Annotated in this window: 16 protein-coding genes; 13 read left to right on the top strand and 3 right to left on the bottom strand. The window is 48.1% G+C overall.

Annotated elements, in window-relative coordinates:
- The first annotated feature begins 82 nt into the window (after positions 1-82).
- The gene (locus ACN0T0_RS18895; protein WP_417228292.1) at positions 83-2,710 is read left to right on the top strand and encodes a TRAP transporter permease; all 2,628 of its coding nucleotides are present in this window, start codon (positions 83-85) and stop codon (positions 2,708-2,710) included.
- Between the two features lie 71 nt (positions 2,711-2,781).
- Positions 2,782-3,213 (top strand): universal stress protein, encoded by a 432-nt coding sequence (locus tag ACN0T0_RS18890; RefSeq protein ID WP_417228291.1) that lies wholly within the window; start codon positions 2,782-2,784, stop codon positions 3,211-3,213.
- Between the two features lie 145 nt (positions 3,214-3,358).
- Here ACN0T0_RS18890 and ACN0T0_RS18885 read toward each other — a convergent pair whose 3' ends face one another.
- Complete coding sequence (locus ACN0T0_RS18885) at positions 3,359-4,063, bottom strand: FadR/GntR family transcriptional regulator (protein WP_417228290.1); 705 nt, start codon at positions 4,061-4,063, stop codon at positions 3,359-3,361.
- Between the two features lie 383 nt (positions 4,064-4,446).
- On the opposite strand from ACN0T0_RS18885, the gene ACN0T0_RS18880 reads away from it, so the two are divergent.
- The 5 genes from ACN0T0_RS18880 (at position 4,447) to ACN0T0_RS18860 (ending at position 10,012) form a co-directional block, all read left to right on the top strand.
- On the top strand, positions 4,447-5,166 hold the full coding sequence (locus ACN0T0_RS18880; RefSeq protein ID WP_417228289.1) for a ribonuclease activity regulator RraA: 720 nt from the start codon (positions 4,447-4,449) through the stop codon (positions 5,164-5,166).
- 116 nt (positions 5,167-5,282) lie between these two features.
- Complete coding sequence (locus ACN0T0_RS18875) at positions 5,283-6,248, top strand: Bug family tripartite tricarboxylate transporter substrate binding protein (RefSeq protein WP_417228288.1); 966 nt, start codon at positions 5,283-5,285, stop codon at positions 6,246-6,248.
- Between the two features lie 54 nt (positions 6,249-6,302).
- Positions 6,303-6,782, top strand: a complete 480-nt coding sequence (locus ACN0T0_RS18870) for a tripartite tricarboxylate transporter TctB family protein (protein ID WP_417228287.1) — start codon at positions 6,303-6,305, stop codon at positions 6,780-6,782.
- 3 nt (positions 6,783-6,785) lie between these two features.
- On the top strand, positions 6,786-8,315 hold the full coding sequence (locus ACN0T0_RS18865; protein ID WP_417228286.1) for a tripartite tricarboxylate transporter permease: 1,530 nt from the start codon (positions 6,786-6,788) through the stop codon (positions 8,313-8,315).
- A 119-nt stretch (positions 8,316-8,434) separates the two neighbouring features.
- Positions 8,435-10,012: an aldehyde dehydrogenase (NADP(+)) gene (locus ACN0T0_RS18860; RefSeq protein WP_417228285.1), complete on the top strand. Its 1,578-nt coding sequence runs from the start codon at positions 8,435-8,437 to the stop codon at positions 10,010-10,012.
- Between the two features lie 184 nt (positions 10,013-10,196).
- On the opposite strand, the gene ACN0T0_RS18855 is transcribed toward ACN0T0_RS18860, so the two are convergent.
- Positions 10,197-10,790, bottom strand: coding sequence for a class I SAM-dependent methyltransferase (locus ACN0T0_RS18855; RefSeq protein ID WP_417228284.1), 594 nt, complete (start codon positions 10,788-10,790; stop codon positions 10,197-10,199).
- Between the two features lie 433 nt (positions 10,791-11,223).
- Between ACN0T0_RS18855 and ACN0T0_RS18850 the strand changes: the two genes are divergently transcribed.
- The 5 genes from ACN0T0_RS18850 (at position 11,224) to ACN0T0_RS18830 (ending at position 16,440) form a co-directional block, all read left to right on the top strand.
- A complete protein-coding gene (locus ACN0T0_RS18850; protein ID WP_417228283.1) occupies positions 11,224-12,435 on the top strand; it encodes a TsoY family (seleno)protein in 1,212 nt (403 codons plus the stop codon).
- Positions 12,436-12,547: 112 nt separating this feature from the next.
- Positions 12,548-13,438, top strand: a complete 891-nt coding sequence (locus ACN0T0_RS18845; protein ID WP_417228282.1) for an MBL fold metallo-hydrolase — start codon at positions 12,548-12,550, stop codon at positions 13,436-13,438.
- A 13-nt stretch (positions 13,439-13,451) separates the two neighbouring features.
- Positions 13,452-13,874, top strand: a complete 423-nt coding sequence (locus tag ACN0T0_RS18840) for a TIGR01244 family sulfur transferase (protein WP_417228281.1) — start codon at positions 13,452-13,454, stop codon at positions 13,872-13,874.
- A 25-nt stretch (positions 13,875-13,899) separates the two neighbouring features.
- Positions 13,900-15,618, top strand: coding sequence for a SulP family inorganic anion transporter (locus tag ACN0T0_RS18835; protein ID WP_417228280.1), 1,719 nt, complete (start codon positions 13,900-13,902; stop codon positions 15,616-15,618).
- Positions 15,619-15,786: 168 nt separating this feature from the next.
- Positions 15,787-16,440: a peroxiredoxin gene (locus tag ACN0T0_RS18830; protein WP_417228279.1), complete on the top strand. Its 654-nt coding sequence runs from the start codon at positions 15,787-15,789 to the stop codon at positions 16,438-16,440.
- A gap of 478 nt (positions 16,441-16,918) precedes the next feature.
- On the opposite strand, the gene ACN0T0_RS18825 is transcribed toward ACN0T0_RS18830, so the two are convergent.
- Entirely contained in the window at positions 16,919-18,853 is a 1,935-nt protein-coding gene (locus ACN0T0_RS18825; protein ID WP_417228278.1) for an FAD-dependent monooxygenase, read from the bottom strand.
- Between the two features lie 546 nt (positions 18,854-19,399).
- Here ACN0T0_RS18825 and ACN0T0_RS18820 point away from each other — a divergent pair.
- Positions 19,400-21,304, top strand: coding sequence for a diguanylate cyclase (locus ACN0T0_RS18820; protein WP_417228277.1), 1,905 nt, complete (start codon positions 19,400-19,402; stop codon positions 21,302-21,304).
- Positions 21,305-21,377 lie beyond the last annotated feature (73 nt).

Genomic DNA, 21,377 nt, shown 5'->3' with positions numbered 1-21,377 from the left:
TCTGGCGTGACCTTTTGGGCCTTGCTGGAGCGTACTAATATTTACCGGCGGTAACGCTGGGAGTGTTGGATCGGAGAGTATTATGACTGAACTGAATTCAAAAGAACCTACTAAACTCAGCGAAGCAGAGCTCCAAGATTTAGTCGCGTCGACGGATAGTGGTGCCCGCGACCCTAAAGGTGCTCAACGTCTTTTACTGTTAGCCGCTGCGCTGTGTTGGTCACTATTCCAACTGTGGATCGCCTCGCCGCTACCGTTTTATGATTGGCCGTTGATCGGCAGTTTTGGTGTATTTAACGATACCGAAGCCCGTTCGATCCACCTTGCCTTTGCTGTATTCCTCTCTTTTATGGCTTATCCCGCTTTGGGCGGCTCTCCTCGTGAACGAGTGCCTTTGCCGGATATGATCATGGCGGTATTAGGTGCTTTTTGCGCCGGTTACCTGTTTATCTTCTATGTACAAATATCTGACCGTCCGGGTTTACCGACGACGTTAGATATCGCCGTTGCTATTGCTGGCGGGATTCTCTTGTTAGAAGCAACCCGGCGTGCACTCGGGCCACCGCTCGTGGTCGTTGCGTCACTCTTTTTGTTTTATACCTTTGCCGGCCCCTATATGCCGGAAATTATTGCCCATAAGGGCGCCAGTCTAAAAGAAGTGGTTAATCACCAGTGGATCACCACCGAAGGTGTGTTTGGTATCGCACTGGGCGTATCGACGAGTTTCGTGTTTCTGTTTGTCTTGTTTGGTGCTTTGCTGGATAAAGCCGGTGCCGGTAACTATTTCATTAAAGTCGCTTTTTCACTCTTGGGGCACCTGCGTGGCGGCCCCGCTAAAGCGGCTGTTGTTGCGTCGGGTATGACCGGGCTGATCTCCGGCTCTTCCATCGCTAACGTGGTCACCACCGGTACTTTTACCATTCCAATGATGCGCCGCGTGGGTTTCAGCGCGGAAAAAGCCGGCGCGGTCGAAGTAGCCTCGTCGGTGAATGGCCAGATTATGCCACCGGTCATGGGCGCTGCTGCGTTTTTGATGGTTGAGTATGTGGGTATCTCCTATGTTGAGGTGATCAAACATGCCTTTCTGCCGGCATTGATCTCTTATATCGCGCTGGTTTACATCGTTCATCTCGAAGCACTTAAACAGAATATGTATGGTCTGCCTCGGCGTAGCGCAGCTAAGCCTTGGATGGCGCGCTTGATGGGCGTGTTGATTGGCTTTTTTGCCACCGCCGCCGTGTCGATGGTGGTCTATTACGGTATTGGCTGGATCAAACCATTGTTTGGTCAATACGCCAGCCTAGTGATTGGCGTCTTGTTGTTGATTGTCTATGTTTTGCTGGTGCGTTTTTCTGCAGGTTATCCCGACCTTGAATTGGATGATCCTAACTCTGATGTGGTAGAACTGCCGGAAGTTGGGCCAACCGTTAAGTCTGGATTGCATTTTATTCTGCCGGTCATTGTGCTGGTGTGGTGTCTGATGGTTGAGCGCTTGTCGCCTGGGCTCTCGGCGTTCTGGGCAACCATGTTGATGGTCTTTATCCTACTGACCCAAAAATCTTTATTTGCGTATTTCCGTAATGAGGGAGGTCTGGGTCGACAGTTTAGGAAGGGCTTTAATCAGTTGATTGATGGCCTAATCGTCGGTGCCCGTAATATGATAGGCATCGGTATCGCGACGGCGACCGCCGGTATTATCGTCGGTGTGGTATCGCAAACCGGGGTAGGTTCAGTGCTGGCCGATCTGGTTGAAGTGTTGTCGATGGGTAACCTGTTGTTGATGCTTGTTCTGACCGCTGTACTCAGCTTGATACTGGGCATGGGCTTGCCGACGACCGCCAACTATATTGTGGTGTCATCTTTACTCGCACCGGTGATCGTGACCTTGGGTCAAGAGTCTGGCCTGATCGTCCCCTTGATTGCCGTGCATCTGTTCGTGTTCTACTTCGGCATCATGGCCGATGTGACACCGCCGGTGGGACTCGCATCCTTTGCCGCGGCGGCGGTATCTGGTGGTGATCCCATCCGTACCGGGTTTGTCGCATTTTTCTACAGTTTGCGAACCGCTATTTTGCCGTTCCTGTTTATCTTCAACACCGATCTGCTATTGATCGATGTGACCTGGTGGCAGGGCATTATGGTATTCGTGGTATCGACGGCGGCGATTTTGTTGTTTACCGCTGCGACCCAAGGACATTTTCTGGTGCGTAACCGTTTATACGAAACGGCGCTACTGATTCTGATTGCCTTCTCACTATTCCGTCCCGGTTTTTGGATGGACATGGTATCACCGCCATTTAAAATGGTCGCCGCCAGTGAGCTGATGGGTAATAACTTGGATCTTCCTGCTGGCGCTGAATTGCGGCTGCATCTGATTGGTGAGGATGATGTGGGTAATCCCCGTGATTTTGTCGCGCTCTTTGAGCTGTCTGATGGGGCGAATACTCAGGAACGCTTGGTCAATGCCGGCTTAGAACTGGCTGATCTTGATGGCAAGGTGGTGGTCGATATGGTGGGCTTTGACAGTCATGCAGAGAAAGCGGGTTTGATGTTTGATCAGCAAATAGGGCAGGTGGAAGTACCACAGGGTCAGCCGCCTAAAGAGTTGATGTTTATCCCTGCGTTGTTACTGCTGATACCTGTTGTGCTGTTCCAGCGTCGTCGCCGTCGGGTTGACGATGATCAGGCGCCGATCCCAGCAAATACTTAAGCTAAAACCGAGGTGGCTTTTGTTAGGCACCTCGGTTTCGATTGCTATATTTTGTGGTAAAGGAAGGATTTATGTTTAAGCAAATTATTGTTCCGGTTGATATTGAAGAACCGTCTTTTTCGGATCAGGCGATTGAACTGGCGTTGCGGGAAGTGGATAGCGCGGGGGGCACCATCCACCTGATGACGGTTATCCCTGGGTTTAATTCACCGCTGGTTGCCTCCTACTTTAAAAAATCAGTGGTTGAGAAGGCGCACGAAGCGGTCGAAAAGCAGCTGCAAGCACTGGCTCAGAAAATGTTACCGGCGGAGGTTAATCGCACCCTTTCAGTTCATCAGGGTAATCCGGCTGAGCGCATTATCAAACAGGCCAAGCGCTGCAATGCTGATCTGATTATTATGACGGCACATCACCGTGGCAAAGTTGATCACGTTTTGCTGGGGTCTAACTCCTCGCGAGTGGTTGAGCGTGCGGGTTGCTCGGTATTGGTGTTGCGTCCTTAAGGCTAACTTATTGCTGCTAGGCTAGACTTTTCGACCAGAGGCGCTGGTGCAAAACCAGCCCTGAATTGACGAGTGAGAACTCTGTGTCGTGTTAAGTGATAACCTTAGATCGAGTAGAGTAGGCGCATTAATTATAAGGTTAAATTTAGCCTTCAAACATGCGGATACGCGCACTGTCTAAATGGTTTTTCATTGCGGCTCTGGCAGCGGCTGAATCGCCCTCTTTAATGGCGGTGACGATGGCGTGGTGCTCTTGTTGCACTAGCTGTAAGCGGGAGGCAGGTTTTAACAACGATAGATTTCGGGTGATATTAATGCCGCCCCTGATGCTATCTTCGAGCAATTCCAACACCGTATTATAGAAATGGTTATTAGCCGCCTCAGTAATGGCTAAGTGAAAAGCAAAGTCTTCATCGGTCGCTAGCTTACTTGATGCATTGGCATCATTCATTTTTTCATACGCTTTTTCAATGGCTTCTAACTGGGCACTGGTTCTTCGTTTTGCCGCAAGTGCCGCCGCTTCTGCTTCAAGGTTGGAGCGGAATTCAAAACAGCGTTGTATATCGGCAATACTGGATATCGGAGAGAACTGTAGTACTCGATTATCCGGCTTTTTGATTACATAGCTGCCAGAACCCCGTCGCGAGGTGATCAATTCATCCTCGCGTAACCGCGCTAGGGCTTCACGTAAAATAGGCCGAGAGACGTTGAACTCTTTACATAACAGGGCCTCTGACGGCAGTTTTGTATTGAGTGCGTAGGTACCGTCCATGATAACGGCCAGTATTTGCTCATAAACCATGGCGCCAAGTGATTGTTGGGTCTTTTTTTGAGTAGTTACCTTACTCATCATCTGTTCACCGATATTTAATAAATGTTGTGATAAAGCCGCTGAGGTTACGCTTTCAGCTTGGCTTTTTATTCAGTCAGTCTGGCGGCGATAGGCGCTAACAATGCTGTGGGCTGGCAACAACGTATCCCTGATTTACCCTTGGCTTTAACCGCTACCAATGCAATACAAACCCGACTGGCTAATTAACTTATTTTTACAACTTTATCCTCTCTATCTTGAAAATACAAACAAAGCTTTAAAAACAAGGCATTAATAGAGGCGAAAAGTGTTGTTAGAATCGATAATTAGTAAATAGTTGTAAAAATTAGTTTGATTTGTCATTTTTGTGAAGGTATTGTTGTTCGGCGTTGTAAAAAAATAAGAGATCAAGGTGAAGAACGATGACGGAAAAATATCAAAAGCTGGCTAGTGATGTACTCGAGCGACTAGAAGCCGTGTCAACGGCCACGTTGCATACAGCCCTCTTTAAAAAAGGTTTGCGCAATACCTATATTCAAGGGGCCAGCCGAGTTAACAGCCAGAAAGTGAAAATGGTAGGACAAGCATTTACGTTACGTTATATCCCCGCGCGAGAAGATTTAGATACCGTGGCGGCGTTTAAAGATCCTGAGCATCCACAGAGGCTGGCGGTTGAAACCGTGCCTGCAGGGATGATTATGGTGTCGGATTGTCGGCAAGACGCATCGGCAGCGAGTGCCGGCAGTATTCTGTTAGCACGACTTGAAACGCGTCAGTGTGGTGGTTTTGTCTCCGATGCCGGCATTCGTGATTTTGATACGGCGATGGATATGGCGATGCCTATCTTTTGTACTAAGCCTAGCGCGCCAACCAACCTTACCAAGCACCATGGTGTTGACCTTGAAGTGCCAATCGGTTGTGGCGGTGTTGCGGTCTATCCTGGTGATGTGTTGGTGGGTGACGGTGACGGCGTGATTGTGATTCCATTAGCGTTAGCTGATGAAATTTCACAAGAGGCGTTAAGAATGGAACGCTTTGAAGATTACGTTATCGGTAAAGTGCGCACAGGTAGCCCTGTTATTGGCCTTTATCCGCCAAATGAGACGGCTCAAGACGAGTATAATAAATTTATTGCAGGCTAAGGTGAACCTAGCGAGTACGTATGAATACGGATTATTTTTTGTATTCAATCTGTTCAAATAACAGATAATTTTTTACCCATATCGACCCTAATAATAAGTAAAAAAAAGAGATTATTATGTTAACTAAAAAAATAAAAAAAGCGCTGCTTTGTGCTGTTAGTGCGTGCGTTCTCAGTTCTACTGTTTCTGCTGCAGATTTTCCCTCAAAAGATATTCGTCTGATTGTGCCTTGGCCTGCAGGTGGTGGAGCCGATGCGATTTCACGTAAAATCAGTAGTATTGCGGAACAAGAGCTGACGCAATCGATCTACGTAGAGAATATAGGTGGTGCGGTCACTGCCACTGGGTTAATGCAAATGACCCGTGCTCGCCCAGATGGGCATACTATCGGCGTGTTAACCTATGACAGTGTTATCACTCTGCCACGCGGTAAAATGGTGCCGGGCTATTCGCTAGAAAAAATGCAACCGATCGCCCGTATTACCCGTGAGGCAGATGCCTTAGTGGTGTCTAAACGCTCGGGCTATAACAGCTTTGATGAGCTGATTAGTGCGGCAAAAGCAAACCCTAATACTGTGCGTGTTGGTGTTGCACCTCGAGGATCAGGCCCCTATCTTGCGGTACGCCGCTTAGAAAAAGAAGCCGGTGTTCGCTTTAATGTGATTACCTATCCTGGCTCATCGAGTGCTGAAGCAGAGGCCTTGCTCTCCGGTGAACTTGATGCTGCAATCTCAAGCCTAGGTGATTTCAGTGGCATCATTCAGTCTGGGGATGCCAAAGGGGTGGTTGAATTAACTTCTGAACAAAACCCATCGTTTCCTGATGTCCCCCCTGTTAGTACCTTCGGCTATCATTTAGAAACCGGTAGTTTTATTCTACTCGCCGCGCCTAAAAACACTCCAGAGGCATCACTGGCTAAGCTTGAATCTGCCTTTAAAACCGCTTTTGACAGCTCAGAATTCCAAGTGTGGGTGGCAACCGTTGGTGTGACCCCAAGTTGGTTAGGTTCTGTTGATGTTCAACATTGGATTGATGAACTGCAAACCAGCACGTTTAAAGTAATGGATGATCTAAACCTGTAGGGATTAACGATATCAGTCCCGGCTTATGTCGGGGCACTTATAAGGTAGATTATGATGTTATTAAACAAAAGGTTTGCGTTTCAATTTTTGGTTTTTTTGTTTTCTGTTGGCTATTTGTTAACGGCGGTGAACTTAGGGATGCCACTGTCTAATAATAGACTTGAACCTTCGTTTTTTCCGTTATTGGTTGGTTTTTTTGCGGTTATCTTTAGTACTGTTTTATTGTTTAAAGAAATTGTTTTAATCAAGCAGAAAATCAAATTTTCTCAGTCGGGAAAAGAAGAGAAGAAGATGAGTAATAAGACGGAGTATGCTCCTCTTCTTATCATACTATCGATCTTTTTGTACATTCTTGCGTTTTCGATAGCTGGATATTTTATTTCATCTTTTCTGTTTGTACTTTCTATTATTGTTATTTTCTCATCGTTAGAAAAGATAATACAGAAACTACTGATATCAATAACTATAGTCTTTGTCGGGTATCTGCTTTTTGAACAGATATTCGGTGTTAGACTCCCAGCGTTGTGGGGGTAAGTGATGGAATTTATGAATCTGGTGGTGGGCAGCTTTGGCACGCTGTTCGAACCGTTAAATCTTGCTTATATTGTGGCCGGTTTTTTAATCGGAACAATTTTTGCGGCGATTCCCGGTTTAACGGCAACTTTGGCGTTAGCGCTGTTATTACCGTTAACTTATAGCTTAGATGTGACTACCGCGCTGATGGCTTGCGCCAGTATCTATATGGCGGGTATGTGTGGCGGTAGTATTACGGCAACAACCATTAATATTCCCGGTGCTCCGTCATCAATGATGACCGCGCTCGATGGCTACCCTATGCAGCAACGGGGCAAAGGGGCATTGGCTTTGGGGCACGCGTCGGTTGGCTCGATGATTGGTGGTGCATTGGGTGCGATATTGCTAATTGCGGTGGCCCCATTTGTTGCTGAAGCTTCATTGTTGGTTAAAACGACGGGTAAGTTCTCGTTACTTGCCTTTGCGATCGTCATTATTATCATTGCGCAACGTGGCAAGATGATTAAAGCGGCAATGGCCGCTTGTATAGGCTTGATGTTAGCAACGGTTGGCTTGGATGCGATGGAGCCCGTCACGCGTTTTACCTTCGGATTGAGTGAATTAACTGCCGGTATTGATCTGATGCCAGTGATTATCGGTACCTTTGCGATTAGCGAAATTTTGATTCAAGCGAACTCGTCGGTCGATACAAAAAAGGCCGCTGAAGCCTTTAGAAAAGTGAAGATTCGACGTCGTGATTTTATTCCACCGCTGTCTTCCATTCGTGAAATCGGCGTGATGTGCTATATCAAATCGAGTTTAATTGGCTATTTTGTTGGAACTCTGCCCGGCGCAGGTGGTTCGATGGGCAGCTTCCTTGCCTATGCTGAAGCCGTACGCACCTCGACTAACCCTGAGAGCTTTGGTAAGGGTAATCCGAAAGGTATTGCGGCATCAGAAAGTGCTAATAATGCGGTGTGCGGTGGTGCCTTAGTACCTATGTTAACCTTTGGTATTCCGGGTGATCCGATTACGGCAATCATGTTGGGCGTATTAGTAATTAATGGTATTCAGCCAGGTCCTCAGCTGATGTCTGGCCAAGCGGAGTTAATTGCTCCAATGCTGGCTTCGTTGTTATTCAGCGCGGTTGTTTTGATTCCCTTAACCCTATTTTTACTGGGTCCTTACTTTATTAAAATTGTCTCAATTCGCAAAGATGTACTGTATGGCATGATCGCTTTGCTTGCAGTCGTGGGCAGCTATGTCGCCACTTACTCTAGCTTTCAGATGATGATGGCATTGGCATTAGGGGTATTAACCTATTACCTCAGGAAAAATGATTTTCCGATTATAACTTTACTATTAGGTTTTATTCTTGGTCCCAATCTAGAGGAGTTTTTACGTCGCTCATTAGCGCTGTCAAATGGCAATCCAATGACTTTTTTCACTAACCTAGATAGCTTGTTCTTTATTGTTCTGACGCTGGTATTTGTTTATTTCCTAGCGATTAAAAAACCACTGAAAAGCCCTATAAAAAAAGCCGCCGTTAATTAACTTTAGGGCTAGCTTATTAATCCATTCCGTACCGATTTTTGGTTGGGCGTCTGCGCACGCCTAGTCGATAAGTTATAACGATCGAAAGGTCATCTTTATTAAGTATTTAGGAGTAGAACATGAATTTAACGGGCCAATTACTAATAGGTCAGAATAACCTTGTTGCAACCGGCGATAAAGTTTGGGCGACTAATCCCGCGACCGGTGAAAAACTTGAACCCGGTTATCATGGTGGTGGTCTTCCAGAGGTCGACCAAGCTTGTGCATTGGCCGAGGCGGCCAGCGTTGCTTTTCGTCATACCTCTTTAGAGCAACGGGCGATTTTTTTAGAAACAATCGCTGCCGAAATTGAAGCGATCGGTGCGCCTCTGGTTGAGCGCTGCATGTTAGAAACGGGTTTGCCGCAGGCCCGTATTGAAGGTGAGCGTGGCCGAACCTGTGGTCAGTTACGCTTGTTTGCATCGGTGGTGCGTGCGGGTGAATGGCTTGATCGACGTATCGAACCTGCTATGCCTGAAAGACAACCGTTACCACGCGCCGATTTACGGCAGCAAAATATAGCGCTGGGTCCCGTTGCTGTGTTTGGTGCGAGCAACTTTCCGCTGGCCTTTAGTGTTGCAGGTGGTGATACAGCATCGGCTTTAGCAGCGGGCTGCCCCGTGGTTGTTAAAGCGCATTCGGCTCATCCGGGTACCTCTGAGTTGATTGGGCGTGCGGTCCAAACGGCGGTGGCGAAGTGTCATCTGCCCGAAGGTGTTTTTTCTTTATTGTATGGTTCCGGCACTGTACTGGGGCAAGCGTTGGTATCGGATGCTCGCATTAAAGCGGTAGGCTTTACGGGATCTCGCTCGGGCGGTTTGGCATTAATGGCAACGGCTCAGGCGCGTCCGCAGCCGATTCCGGTGTATGCCGAAATGAGTAGTATCAATCCGGTGTTTTTATTGCCCCAGGCGATGGCCAGTCGTGGCGCTGAGCTTGCCGAAGGTTTTATCGGTTCGCTATCGATGGGGGCAGGGCAGTTTTGTACTAACCCAGGTTTGCTTTTGGCTGTGCGCGGCGAAGCGCTGGATAATTTTTTGCAGGCGGCCAGTAAAGCGATTGTTAATGTTGCGGCACAAACGATGCTGACACCCGGTATTCATAAGGCGTACCTGCAGGGAGTCAGTGCGTTAGCGAATAATGCTAAGGTTAAGCTGCAGGGCTGTGGTGAAATCCGCCTTGCGCCAAACCTGTGTCAAACCCATCTGTTTACCACCACCGCGAATGATTTTTTAGCGGATAAAAGTCTAACCGATGAGGTTTTTGGTGCATGTTCTTTGCTTGTCGTTTGTGATGATTTGGCACAAATGGCACAGGTTGCAACGCAGTTAGAAGGGCAGTTAACCGCTACATTACAAATGGATGATGACGATCTGGAGGCGGCTAAAAAGTTACTGCCAGTGTTGGAGGAAAAAGCGGGCCGTGTGATGGTGAATGGCTGGCCAACCGGTGTTGAAGTGTGTCATGCGATGGTGCATGGCGGGCCTTTCCCGGCAACCTCTGATGCACGAACAAGTTCGGTGGGTAGTGTTGCCATCCAGCGTTTTTTACGTCCTGTTTGTTATCAAAACCTACCTCAGGGATTGTTGCCAGAAACACTACGTGAAGAGAATCTCGTGGCAAGTTCCTATTTGATGGACGGTAAACGGGTGGGTTGAAGCATGGATTGAAGCATGGATTGAAGTTAGGGAGGCATGAGTTGAGCATCATCGTTTAGTGAGCATCCACTGTTTACCAAGCGGTGATGTTGCATCGCCCCTTCATCTAATTTGTGCAACGACCGTGCGATTGCTGCTTTAACGCTTCTATTTTAACCCCTCTATTTTTACATTTTTAGCTTTATCAGTCTGGTTTGATGCCGACTAGCTGAATGACACTGCATTCGCCACGATGAAGCTCGCCTTCGTTGACGGGTCTAAGACACTCACGGGCAATTATGAGTTCTAGTTCGGCGAGTTCTTGTTTCAAATCGTGCAGTGCCATCAGCATATCGGGGTCTTTGGGGCCACCTAAACCGCGGCTATTCAGTTGATTGGGACTAAAAGCCTCGAGAATGAATACCCCTCCAGGTTGCAGGCCTGAAACAACCTTTTGATGTAGCTCTCGCCGTAAAGGCGAAGGGCTATGGGCAAAAATTGAAACAATCCCGCTCCAGTTTTCTGGGGCAATCTGAAGGTGGGTCAAATCGCCGACATCGTAGTGTATCTTCATGCCTGTTTTTGTCGCCAAGCTCATTGCTTTATCGCGAGCAACTGCTGATTGGTCGATGGCATACACGTCATAGCCTTGTTGTGCTAAGTAAACCGCATTGCGTCCTTCACCCTCTGCTAGGCAAAGGACAGCTCCTCGTGGTATTCGGTAGGCTTGCTCTACTAGGAACTCATTCGGCTCGGTGCCATATACAAAACTATTACCACTGTAACGTTGATCCCACATAGGTGCCTCTTTAGTGCGTTAAACGTGCATGTTTGAACGTGAATTTTGCCTCAATAGCGTCAACCACTGATAGTGGTCGATCCTCATCGGGAGTCAGTCTCAAGATAGGTCTTATTGTTGGTTGCTATGTTGAATACGTAAACCTACTTTTACCGTGTGAAAATTGAAGATATTCACTGATCAATATCACCGTATTGTCATACAGTGATTTGGTATTAAGATAATCTAATATACTATGTTTTATAGCAACGCTTGCGTAATGTATTCGTCTGCGTTTGGTCCATTACAGGCTTAAGTTGATAACCGCTGACTCAACCATGATTGGATGTTATTAGCCCGTAAGCTTCGACCTATGGAGTCCGATGATTGTGGCTGAACCCTCAATGACTTCTGACTCTTGTTCGGCACAACTTCAAGGATAAGGAGATTGCTGATGTTAAGACGAGATCTGGACCAACCCTGGCACCCTAGCTACTGGCTAGCAGCGCTAGGAGCTGGTGGACTTTCTATCTCATTTTTTATGTATCTGATGTGGCTAGTCCCTCATCAGGGGTTTCCTATGCCAACGTGGCAGCATCTTGACGCATTGCTAGCGGGGGATACATCACTGCCAGCAGGGGTGCGATCAGTCGCTATAGTGGCGACGTTGTTAATGCTGTTACTGGCCTTGTTGCACTTTACGCTGCTGATCTGGAATATTCGTGAGTACCGAGCGGCCCGGACAACCGATGCATATCAACGGTTACTGGATTCTCCGAGCGAAGTGCAACTGATGACTCAACCGCTGACGTTTGCGATGACCGTCAATGTTTGCTTTGCATTGGGTGCGCTGTGTGTACCGGATTTATGGGCAATTGTGGAATACCTGTTTCCTATCGCTTTGTTAGCTTTTGCGGCTATCGGTGTTTGGTCGCTTAAACTCTATGGCCGTTACCTGAGTCGGATGCTAGTTAATGGCGGTTACCGACAGGAAGAGCACAATCACCTTTCTCCGTTAATGGCTGTTTTTACCTTTTCCATGTTATCTGTTGGTTTTGCTGCACCCGCAGCCATGTCCCACTCCGTGTTGGTGGCCGCGTTAGCGGCGACGCTATCGATTTTATTTCTAGTGATCGCGGTGGTTTCCGGTGTGCTGATTTTGATCTCCGGCCTACAAGCGATGCTACAGTATGGTTTACAAACGCAGGCGACTCCTAGTATCTGGATGTTGATTCCTATCATGACATTGCTTGGGATTGAGTGGGTTCGAGTACAGCACGGTTTGAGTCATCACTTTGCGGCACCCGTAGAACAGGGGAAATTGTTTGTCGTGCTAACGGCCATTTTCATGTTGCAGCTAGGCGTTATGTTGTTGGGTTATCGTGTTATGCAATTGAATGGTTATTTGACCGCCCACCTTTTAGGTGGGCAGCGTCATCCCGTTAGTTTCGGGCTGATCTGCCCCGGTGTCGCGCTGTTTGTAATGGGCATGTTCTGGTGGCATTTGGTCTGGGTGCAAGGGGGAATCGTTACTGCTTTTGGGGTGGTCTACTGGTTAGGTATTGCGGTGTTAGCGGTAGTGCAATTTTTAACGCTGGCGGCATTACTACGCCTCAGCCATCGCTTGCTGAGACATAAATCTATTCAGATCGCATCGATGGAGTAGATGTACTGTAGCTATTAGGGTCATAGTTAAATTTAAATGGTGCAAAGCAGACAGCTTCCACTATTTCATTTAATATTAGCATTATCTAATATTAAGCAGCAGGAGATATACCATGAGTGAAGTACAAGTTTCCTCGTGTGTGCCTCAGGTGAAAGCCTTTTTCGATGAGCCTACGAATACATTCAGTTACGTGGTGCGGGATCCTGATTCTCATGCCTGTGCCATTATCGATTCGGTGCTGGATTTTGATTATGCCAGTGGCTGTACTGATGTGCGCTCGGCAGATGAGATCATTGCTTATGTGCGTGATAACGATCTCTCGGTTGAGTGGATTTTGGAAACCCATGTGCATGCAGATCATCTGTCGGCAGCGCCTTATTTGCATCAAGCGCTGGGTGGTAAGACAGGTATCGGGGCTATGATTACTCTGGTGCAGGATACCTTTGGCAAGGCATTCAATGCCGGTACTGAGTTTGCGCGTGATGGTAGTCAATTTGATCACCTGTTTGAGGAGGGTGACGGTTTCCGTATTGGCCAGCTCGAAGGGTATGTGTTGCATACACCGGGACATACGCCAGCTTGCTTGACCTATGTGATCGGTGATGCGGCATTTGTGGGCGATACTTTGTTTATGCCGGATTACGGCACCGCCCGTTGTGATTTTCCCGGTGGTGATGCCCGTACGCTGTTTCACTCGATTAAAAAAGTGCTCAGTTTGCCGGGTGAAACGCGGATCTTCCTCTGTCATGACTATAAAGCGCCGGGACGTGAAGAGTACTGTCATGAAACAAGTGTGACTGAACAGCGCCAGCATAATGTGCATGTGCATGAAGGCATTACCGAGGCTGAGTTTGTGCGCATGCGCACCGAGCGTGATGCAACGTTGGACATGCCAACACTGATCTTGCCATCGGTACAGGTCAATATGCGAGCGGGTGAAATGCCACCGGCAGACGATAACGGCCAAGTGTATCTAAAAATACCGCTTAACCTATTTAAATAACACCGAGGAATTTATGGATATAAAGTTACTTGAGCCTGGTTTTTCCATCTGCCATGCGATTTACCCAAGTGATATGAAAGCGCTGAAAGCACAAGGCTTTCGGGCGATTATTTGTCATCGTCAACCGGGTGAAGCGGATGATCATATTGACGATTCTGCACTACGCCAAGCAGCAGAGGCTGAGGGTATTGAATGGGTCGAGATTCCTGTGACGCCGGGTGAATATACACCGGCAGCGATTGAGGCCTTTGGTGCCGCTATTGATCGGCTGCCGACGCCTATTCTGGGATTTTGCCGCAGTGGCCGCCGCGCGGTGTCCCTCTGGGTTCATAATCAAGTGCAGCAGGAAAACTGTGATATTGGGCAATTACTGCAGGCGGCCCATGCTGCCGGTCATGATTTACATGCAGAAAAGGATAGCTTTATTAAGGGCTGATCTTGAGTGCTCGTAAGGGGTTTAAGTGAATATTAAAAAATACCTGCCGATTTTGGCATGGCTACCGAACTACCGCTTGGCCATCTTTAATCAGGATTTGATGGCGGCCATGATTGTGACGGTAATGCTAGTTCCGCAGTCATTGGCTTACGCCATGTTGGCAGGTCTACCGCCCGAAGTGGGGCTATATGCGAGTATTGCCCCCTTACTGATCTATGCCGTTTTAGGCACCAGTAGTGCCTTATCGGTGGGGCCGGTGGCGGTTATTGCCTTGATGACGTTCACGACCGCGGGCAGTATTGTTTCGCCAGAGGGTGATGCTTACCTGACCACAGTTATTTTGCTGACCTTTATCTCCGGTATTATGTTGACCTTGATGGGGTTATTTCGTCTGGGGTTTCTTGCCAACTTTCTCAGTCATCCGGTGATTTCTGGCTTTATCACGGCTTCTGCAATCATCATTGCTGTCAGTCAGTTCAAGCATCTGTTAGGTGTCTCGGTGAGTGGTCATAACCTTCCGGAGTTGTTGCTCGCGTTGGTTAAGGCGTTACCAGAGCTGAATATGATAACGCTCTTACTGGGCAGCGGTACTTTGTTGTTTCTATATGCAAGTCGGCGTTGGCTAGGACCGCTTTTGACTCAATTAGGTTTTAGCCGAACCATCGCCAGCAGTGTCGGACGCTTAGCGCCGATCCTAGCGGTGGTTGCGACCACGGGAATCGCCGCTTATTTTTCGTTAAATGAGCAGGGGGTTGCGGTGGTCGGCAATGTGCCGGCAGGCTTGCCGCCCTTGGCGATACCGTCTTCTGATATCAACCTCTGGCAGCAGCTCTGGGTTGGGGCGTTGTTGATCAGTATTGTTGGCTTTGTCGAGTCGGTGTCAGTAGGGCAGACATTGGCTGCCAAACGGCGCGAACGTATCGATCCAGATCAGGAATTGATCGGTCTTGGTTGCGCCAACCTTGGTGCGGCCGTTAGTACGGGTATGCCGGTAACAGGCGGCTTTTCTCGCTCGGTGGTCAACTTTGATGCTGGCGCACGTACTCCCGCCGCAGGTGCTTTTACCGCCTTGGGTATTCTGGTGGTTATTCTCTGGTTAACGCCCTTACTGCAGACACTGCCTATCGCCACCTTGGCGGCGACGATTATTATCGCGGTACTTTCTTTAATTGATATCCATGCGATCAAGCACACTTGGCGTTATTCCAAGGCTGACTTCTCAGCGATGCTGCTAACGGTCGTGATCACGCTGATGCAAGGGGTTGAAGCAGGTATTCTCTCCGGTGTGGGGTTATCGCTAGCGTTACACATTTATCGTACCAGTCGTCCGCATACGGCGGTCGTAGGACGGGTTGCTGGTAGTGAGCACTTTCGTAATATCGAGAGACATGCGGTGGAAACCAGCCCAAACATGCTGATCATCCGGGTCGATGAAAGTCTTTATTTTGCTAACGCTCGTTATCTGGAGGATCAGATACAGGCGCTGGTGAGTCAAAACCCAGCCCTTAAACATCTGGTAATCAGTTGTCAGGCGGTCAATCTGATCGATGCATCAGCACTCGATAGCTTAGAGTCGATCAATGCTCGCTTGAAAGATACCGGGATTCAATTGCACTTAGCTGAAGTGAAGGGGCCGGTTATGGATCGTTTGGCGTTGGTTGAATTCCCCGAGCGGCTTAGTGGTGAAATATTTATCAGTACGTTTGCTGCTTGGGAGCGTCTGAAGAGCGGCGGTAAGGATTAACCGTCGCGTTTAGTTAGAGGCTTTAAGGATGCATAGCAATCAGATGATAAGTTTCGACTATGGTGTGTATTGCTAGACTTAATTTCCTTGAGTTATAAGCTTATATTATTATGTTATTAATCAAGGGCAAATATGCCCACTAAAGTAACACTACTGGAGAAATGAAAGATGGCACTTCGAATCAATGACATCGTACCTAACCTCGATTTGAAAACCGATCTAGGCGACTTCAAATTACATGATTTCATCGGCGACAGCTGGGCTATTTTATTCAGCCACCCGAAAGACTTCACACCTGTTTGTACAACTGAGTTTGGCGCAGTAGCTCAGCTAGCGGCTGAGTGGGAAAAGCGCGGCACTAAAGTGATCGGCCTGTCGGTAGACGGCGTTGATGAGCACGTTAAGTGGAAAGCGGATATTGAGAAATACTCTGGCGCACCGGCGAAATTCCCAATCATTGCGGATGACGATATGGCGGTTGCCAAAGCATTAGATATGTTACCAGCGGATGCTTATCTGCCGGATGGCCGCACCGCTGCTGACTCTGCCAGTGTACGTGTAGTCTTTATCTTCAGCCCAGATAAAAAGCTGCAGCTGTCGATGACCTATCCAATGTCTGTTGGGCGTAACTTTGCTGAAGTCCTGCGTGCTCTGGATGCACTTCAAGCAACCGCTAAAGGACCGATCGCGACACCGGCTAACTGGCAATCAGGCGAAGATGTGATCGTAGGTCTGTCGCTGAATGATGATGAAGCGAAGGCTAAGTTCGGTAATATCGATGTAAAACTGCCTTACCTGCGTACGACTAAACAGCCATCATAATGGCTTAGTTAGCATGGCAAAATTGAACGCCCTGTCTGCCGCTTCGGTTTGCTGACAGGGCGTTTTTGTATCTGTGGGTTACTCGTACTGTCCTTTCTTTAGTCGGGCCTTTCTTCAGTCGTGACAGTGTTGAGCTCACAACTCGTAGACAAACCAGTGTGTCGGTGTCAATGTCAGTTACTTTAATACGTATTAGTCCCTTCCTACGCTTTCCTCGGGTTAGTTAATGATCTTCTTAGCGTCTTAATCACCGTTGGCTCTTAAAAGTCCTCAGCCTTTATGTCGAGTAGAGCGGTTACTGGCAAATTTTGAAGTTAAGGCATTTGTAGAAAGGTGGCCGCTTTAATAAGCAATTTGATAATGCTAATCGCTGTATTCGATAGTGTTGTAGTGGAAGTTTGCGCCTACTGGAAAATAAAAAGCCCACAAGATTCTACCTGGTGGGCTTAGATGTGCATTTTATGTCAGGATGGTTGGGTTATTTCTGTTCAATCATAAAGACATCAAAGAACTGCTTAAGCTCCTGATGTGCCGTCAAGGGTAGGATAGACGCGATATGCTGGTCAGGTCTGACAATCATTATGCAGCCCGCGGAGCGGTCTATTTCGCGTAGGTCATAGATGTCATTGCTTGGTTCCGCTTGGAATACTTTTTCGTAGTCACGCAGCCCGTACTTTCCTTTAGCCGGCCAGAGGAAGTCATGCAGCTCATGCATCGACAAATCCTGCTGCTGGAATACAGCATAGGTGTCAATTACCGAATCGACGTCAGCACCTTTTGGTGTGTATTTTTGCACTGGTGAAGACTCATCGTTGGCCAAAAAGTCGATGAGTTGGTAAGCCGCTGATGAAGGCTCTCTCGGGTCTTGGGTATCGCCAAACAGGAAGATCCTCCAGCGGCTATCCGCTTTTACCAAGTGACCCAAGTGCTGACTTCGACCGTCAGCGACACGGGTCGCTTCAGCGGAGTGGATACGTTGGCCAATGTGGAAGCCTTTGGCTAAATGTTGGTGTTCCTGATGTGTGCAAATGTAGGACGGGAAGTATTCAATCGATGTGCCAGAGACAAAGCCGCTTTGTCGTTTCATGAAGGCTTCGATTTTGGCCGTATCCACGGTTGATTGCTGAGAGTCATCGCCTGCGGTAGGACGTGTTGCCACCAGTCTAGACAGTTCGCGGTCAGCGTCGATCAACTGTTGCGCTACTTTGCGTCGCTCCGTGCTGTAGGTGCTGAGCAACTTGGGATGGCTTTTCCCTTGGAGTACCGCAGCCATCTTCCAACCTAGGTTAAAGGTGTCAGGCAGAGAGGTGTTCAACCCCCAGCCGCCTTTAGGGCTGTGCGTATGACAGGCATCACCGGCGACAAATGCACGGGGGATAATATCGTCTGAACTGCCGACTGGGCGGTTATCGAAGCGCTCTGCCAAGCGTTGGCCAACCTCGTAGATCGACCACCAAGCCACTTCTTTTACATCGAGAGTGTAGGGGTGAAAAATCTTTTGAGCTTTGGCGATGAGGTCTTGTTCGGTCAGGTTGGTATCCTTAACGCGTTTGTCCTTACCCAGTAAATCCATCTCAACATAGAACCGGCAAAGATAGCCGCCTTCACGTGGGATAGTCATGACAGCTCCATGATCTTTGGACTGGATAAAGCTCTTAACGCGGATGTCTGGGAAGTCTGTATTCAACAGAATATCCATAACGCCCCAGGCTTTATTGGCGGAGTCTCCTTCTAGCGGGATGTCCATACTTCTACGAACATTACTTCTGGCACCATCGCAGCCGACGATGTAGCGGGCTTTAATTGTTTCTGTTTTACCCGCGCCAGCCTTATCGGCTCTCTTGAAGGTTGCTGTGATCGGATAAGCATCAAGGTCTTGGGTGAGATTGTCGTCAATCTTCAGCTCTATCAGTTCGCGGCTGTAATGAGGACGGAGATGGGAAACCGACCTTTCCATGCCATCAAGCAGTAGCTCATGCAGGCGTGCTTGGTTGACAATACCGTGAACAAACTCGGAAAGCCCAGCACGAGCATCGGCAATCTTGTGCGTGAGCTTGATGTTCTCAGGGTTGGCCTCATCCGGCTCCCAGAAGGTGTTTTGCTTCAGTTGGTAGGTCTCTTTAACCACCATTTCGCTGCTATTAAAGGCTTCCATGATCTCCATGGTACGGCAGGATATACCGTCCGCGCGGCCAAACAGTAGAGGACCCGGAGCCATATCAACAATACATGTTTTGATGTCGGAGAACTCAGATAACTGTCGAGCCATGGTCAAACCCGCAGGCCCAGTACCGATGATCAGCACATCAACTTCATTAGGTAGGTCTACAATCGGTGGCTCAGGGTATGGCTTTCGAGCCTCATCGGGAACCTGGTAATTACCGGGTTTGAACCCATTCAGATGATATTGCATTACGCGATCCTCCTTATTTATGGCCTTATTATTGATGTACTGACCAGTAGTTAATATATTAATGATATTAAGAGAGTGCTACACAATGCAAGTACATTATGAGCAGTGGCGTATCATAAAGTGTAGTTCATCGCCGGGTGCGGGGCCGTCGGAGCGTTACCAGTAAGCGTTTTCGGAGTATCAAAGAGACTATCTATTGTTTCAAACCCTCAAGCACCTTGGCTATAGGTTGATGAACAAGTGCAGTTGATCTGATCGATTAGCCTGGATTGCGCTTCTAATTTTACCTTTGTGACACCTCAGCGAGGCGTTGGCTAAATAGTGATGCGCCAGCCAAGAGGCCCATGAACTAGGTTCGGTTAAATCGATCCAGTGAATAGAGTACCCAAAATGGAGAGACTAAACGCATGAAGGGGGCTAATCAGTACTAAGTCAGTGATAGTCTACCAGAGAGTCTCAATAGGCTGAGGGTTATATGATGCTACTTGTTGGTTATTCATAGTTATACCCATCCGAACCGCACTTTTAGGCATTTTGATTATAATCATGGGTATTCCAGATTTTAGTATTATCAATGGCCGCCGGGAGATGAGTAACCGACTTCGTGTGGGTCTTTTGGCTGAGCATCTAACGCGCGTTTGCGTGCTATTCATGTTACTTATGCTCAGTGCTGTTTGTCAGGCTCAGTCGCCAATCAATTTGTCATCGAATATGGCAGGGGTTGGCACCCGTATGAATGTGTTTTATCTCCAAGATGCCAGCCAAGCTTATACCTTCGAGCAAGTGCAGAGCGAGCCGCTGGCTTCACATTTTGCGCCGTTGCCGAATAATAAAAGTAATTTTGGTATCACAGGTGCCAATTACTGGTTGCGTATTGATTTGAAAAATAGCGGTCAGGAACCGTTATCATGGTTGTTGGAAGTGGTTCACCCCAACTGGGATTTCGTCACCTTTTATAGGCAAGGTGTTGCGCCCCAAATAGGCGGCGATCATATCCCATTTGTGGAACGTGCGGTCGCTGCCGAAAGCAATCTTTATCCTGTGAACACTCCCGCCGGTGCGGTACAGCGAATATGGGTTAAGCTTTCCTACGTACAACCCGGCAAGGCTGAGACGCAGCTATTACTATGGACCCCTGATGCCTTTTCGCAACACTACGCCAATCGTTATTTCGTTATTGGCACTTTTATCGGCATCGGTCTGCTGCTGGTGTTCTCTAATTTCTTGATTGGTTATTCCACACGTCTGCCGGAATATAAATGGTATACCTTATACATTATCTCGGCGATGCTGGTGTTGCTGACCAATACTGGCCTTGGCTATCGTTATTTGTGGCAAGAGTATCATTGGTTTGCCGATTTTGCTCCGATCATTTTTGCCGTGTTGACGCTGGTGTTGGCAACGCAGTTTACACGTTGTTTTCTGAACACCCGAGAGTCAGTGGTCGTTGATCGGTTACTGCAATTCCTTCTGGTTTTAGGCGGCCTCTGCGTGCTCTGTTATCTTTTGGGTGGTCGAGAAAATGCGTTAAAGCTTACCCTGCTATATGCGTTGTTGACGGTGTTATTTCCATTGATTGGAATATGGCAATATAAAAAGGGTAGGGGGGATGCTCGGTTTTATGTGCTGGGTTGGAGTGTTTGGAGTTTGGCCGTTTTTATTGCCGTGACGCGTAATGTTGGTCTCATTCCTGCTGAGTTTAGTACCAACTTTTCCCCGCCGCTGGGATTGTGTATTGAGGGGGTGCTGCTCTCCTTGGCGTTAGCGGATCGTATTAACCATCTGACACAAGAGAAAGAGACGGCAGAGCTGCAGCATATTGAGCACCTACAGCAGGAACAGGTGATGCTTGAGCGATTGGTGTCGGAGCGAACGGTAGAGCTCGAAAAGGCGATGAAGCATGCCGAGTTGCTGGCGCAGACTGACTCGTTAACCGGAGTCTTTAATCGCCGAGCTTTCTATGAATTTAGTGAGCGAGAAGTCAGCAGGGCCCAGCGGTTTAATACGTCGCTGGCGGTGGTTATGATTGACTTAGATATGTTCAAGCGGGTCAATGATAACTACGGCCATGCGACAGGGGATATGGTGTTGATGGCGGCAATCAATGCACTACAAACGATCATGCGCGACGTCGATATTATTGGGCGTATTGGTGGTGAAGAGTTTGCCGTGCTTCTGCCGCAGACGAGTTTGAATGATGCAACCGAGCTAGCTGAACGCCTCAGACTGGCGCTAGCGCAGATGGAGGTCAGTGTCGGTGAACTGACACTTAACGTCACCGCCAGTTTCGGTGTGGCGGCGGTTGATGTCGCCAACGAATCGCTAGCTGATTCAATGCATCGAGCAGATGCCGCGCTTTATCGTGCTAAATCCCATGGCCGCAATCGTGTTGAGCAAGCGGATGCCTCCGAGCAGGTATCTAACGTCGGTCATTTAGAAAAGAAAGCTTAAGGTTGTGATAATAGATAGCTGGATAACTACTTACGCGTACTAATGTACGATTGCCTTGCTGTGATGATGCCCT

Source organism: Amphritea sp., assembly GCF_048266285.1.
GTDB lineage: Bacteria > Pseudomonadota > Gammaproteobacteria > Pseudomonadales > Balneatricaceae > Amphritea.
The sequence above is the reverse complement of the archived record's forward strand: the minus strand, read 5'-3'. Positions and strand labels throughout refer to the sequence as shown.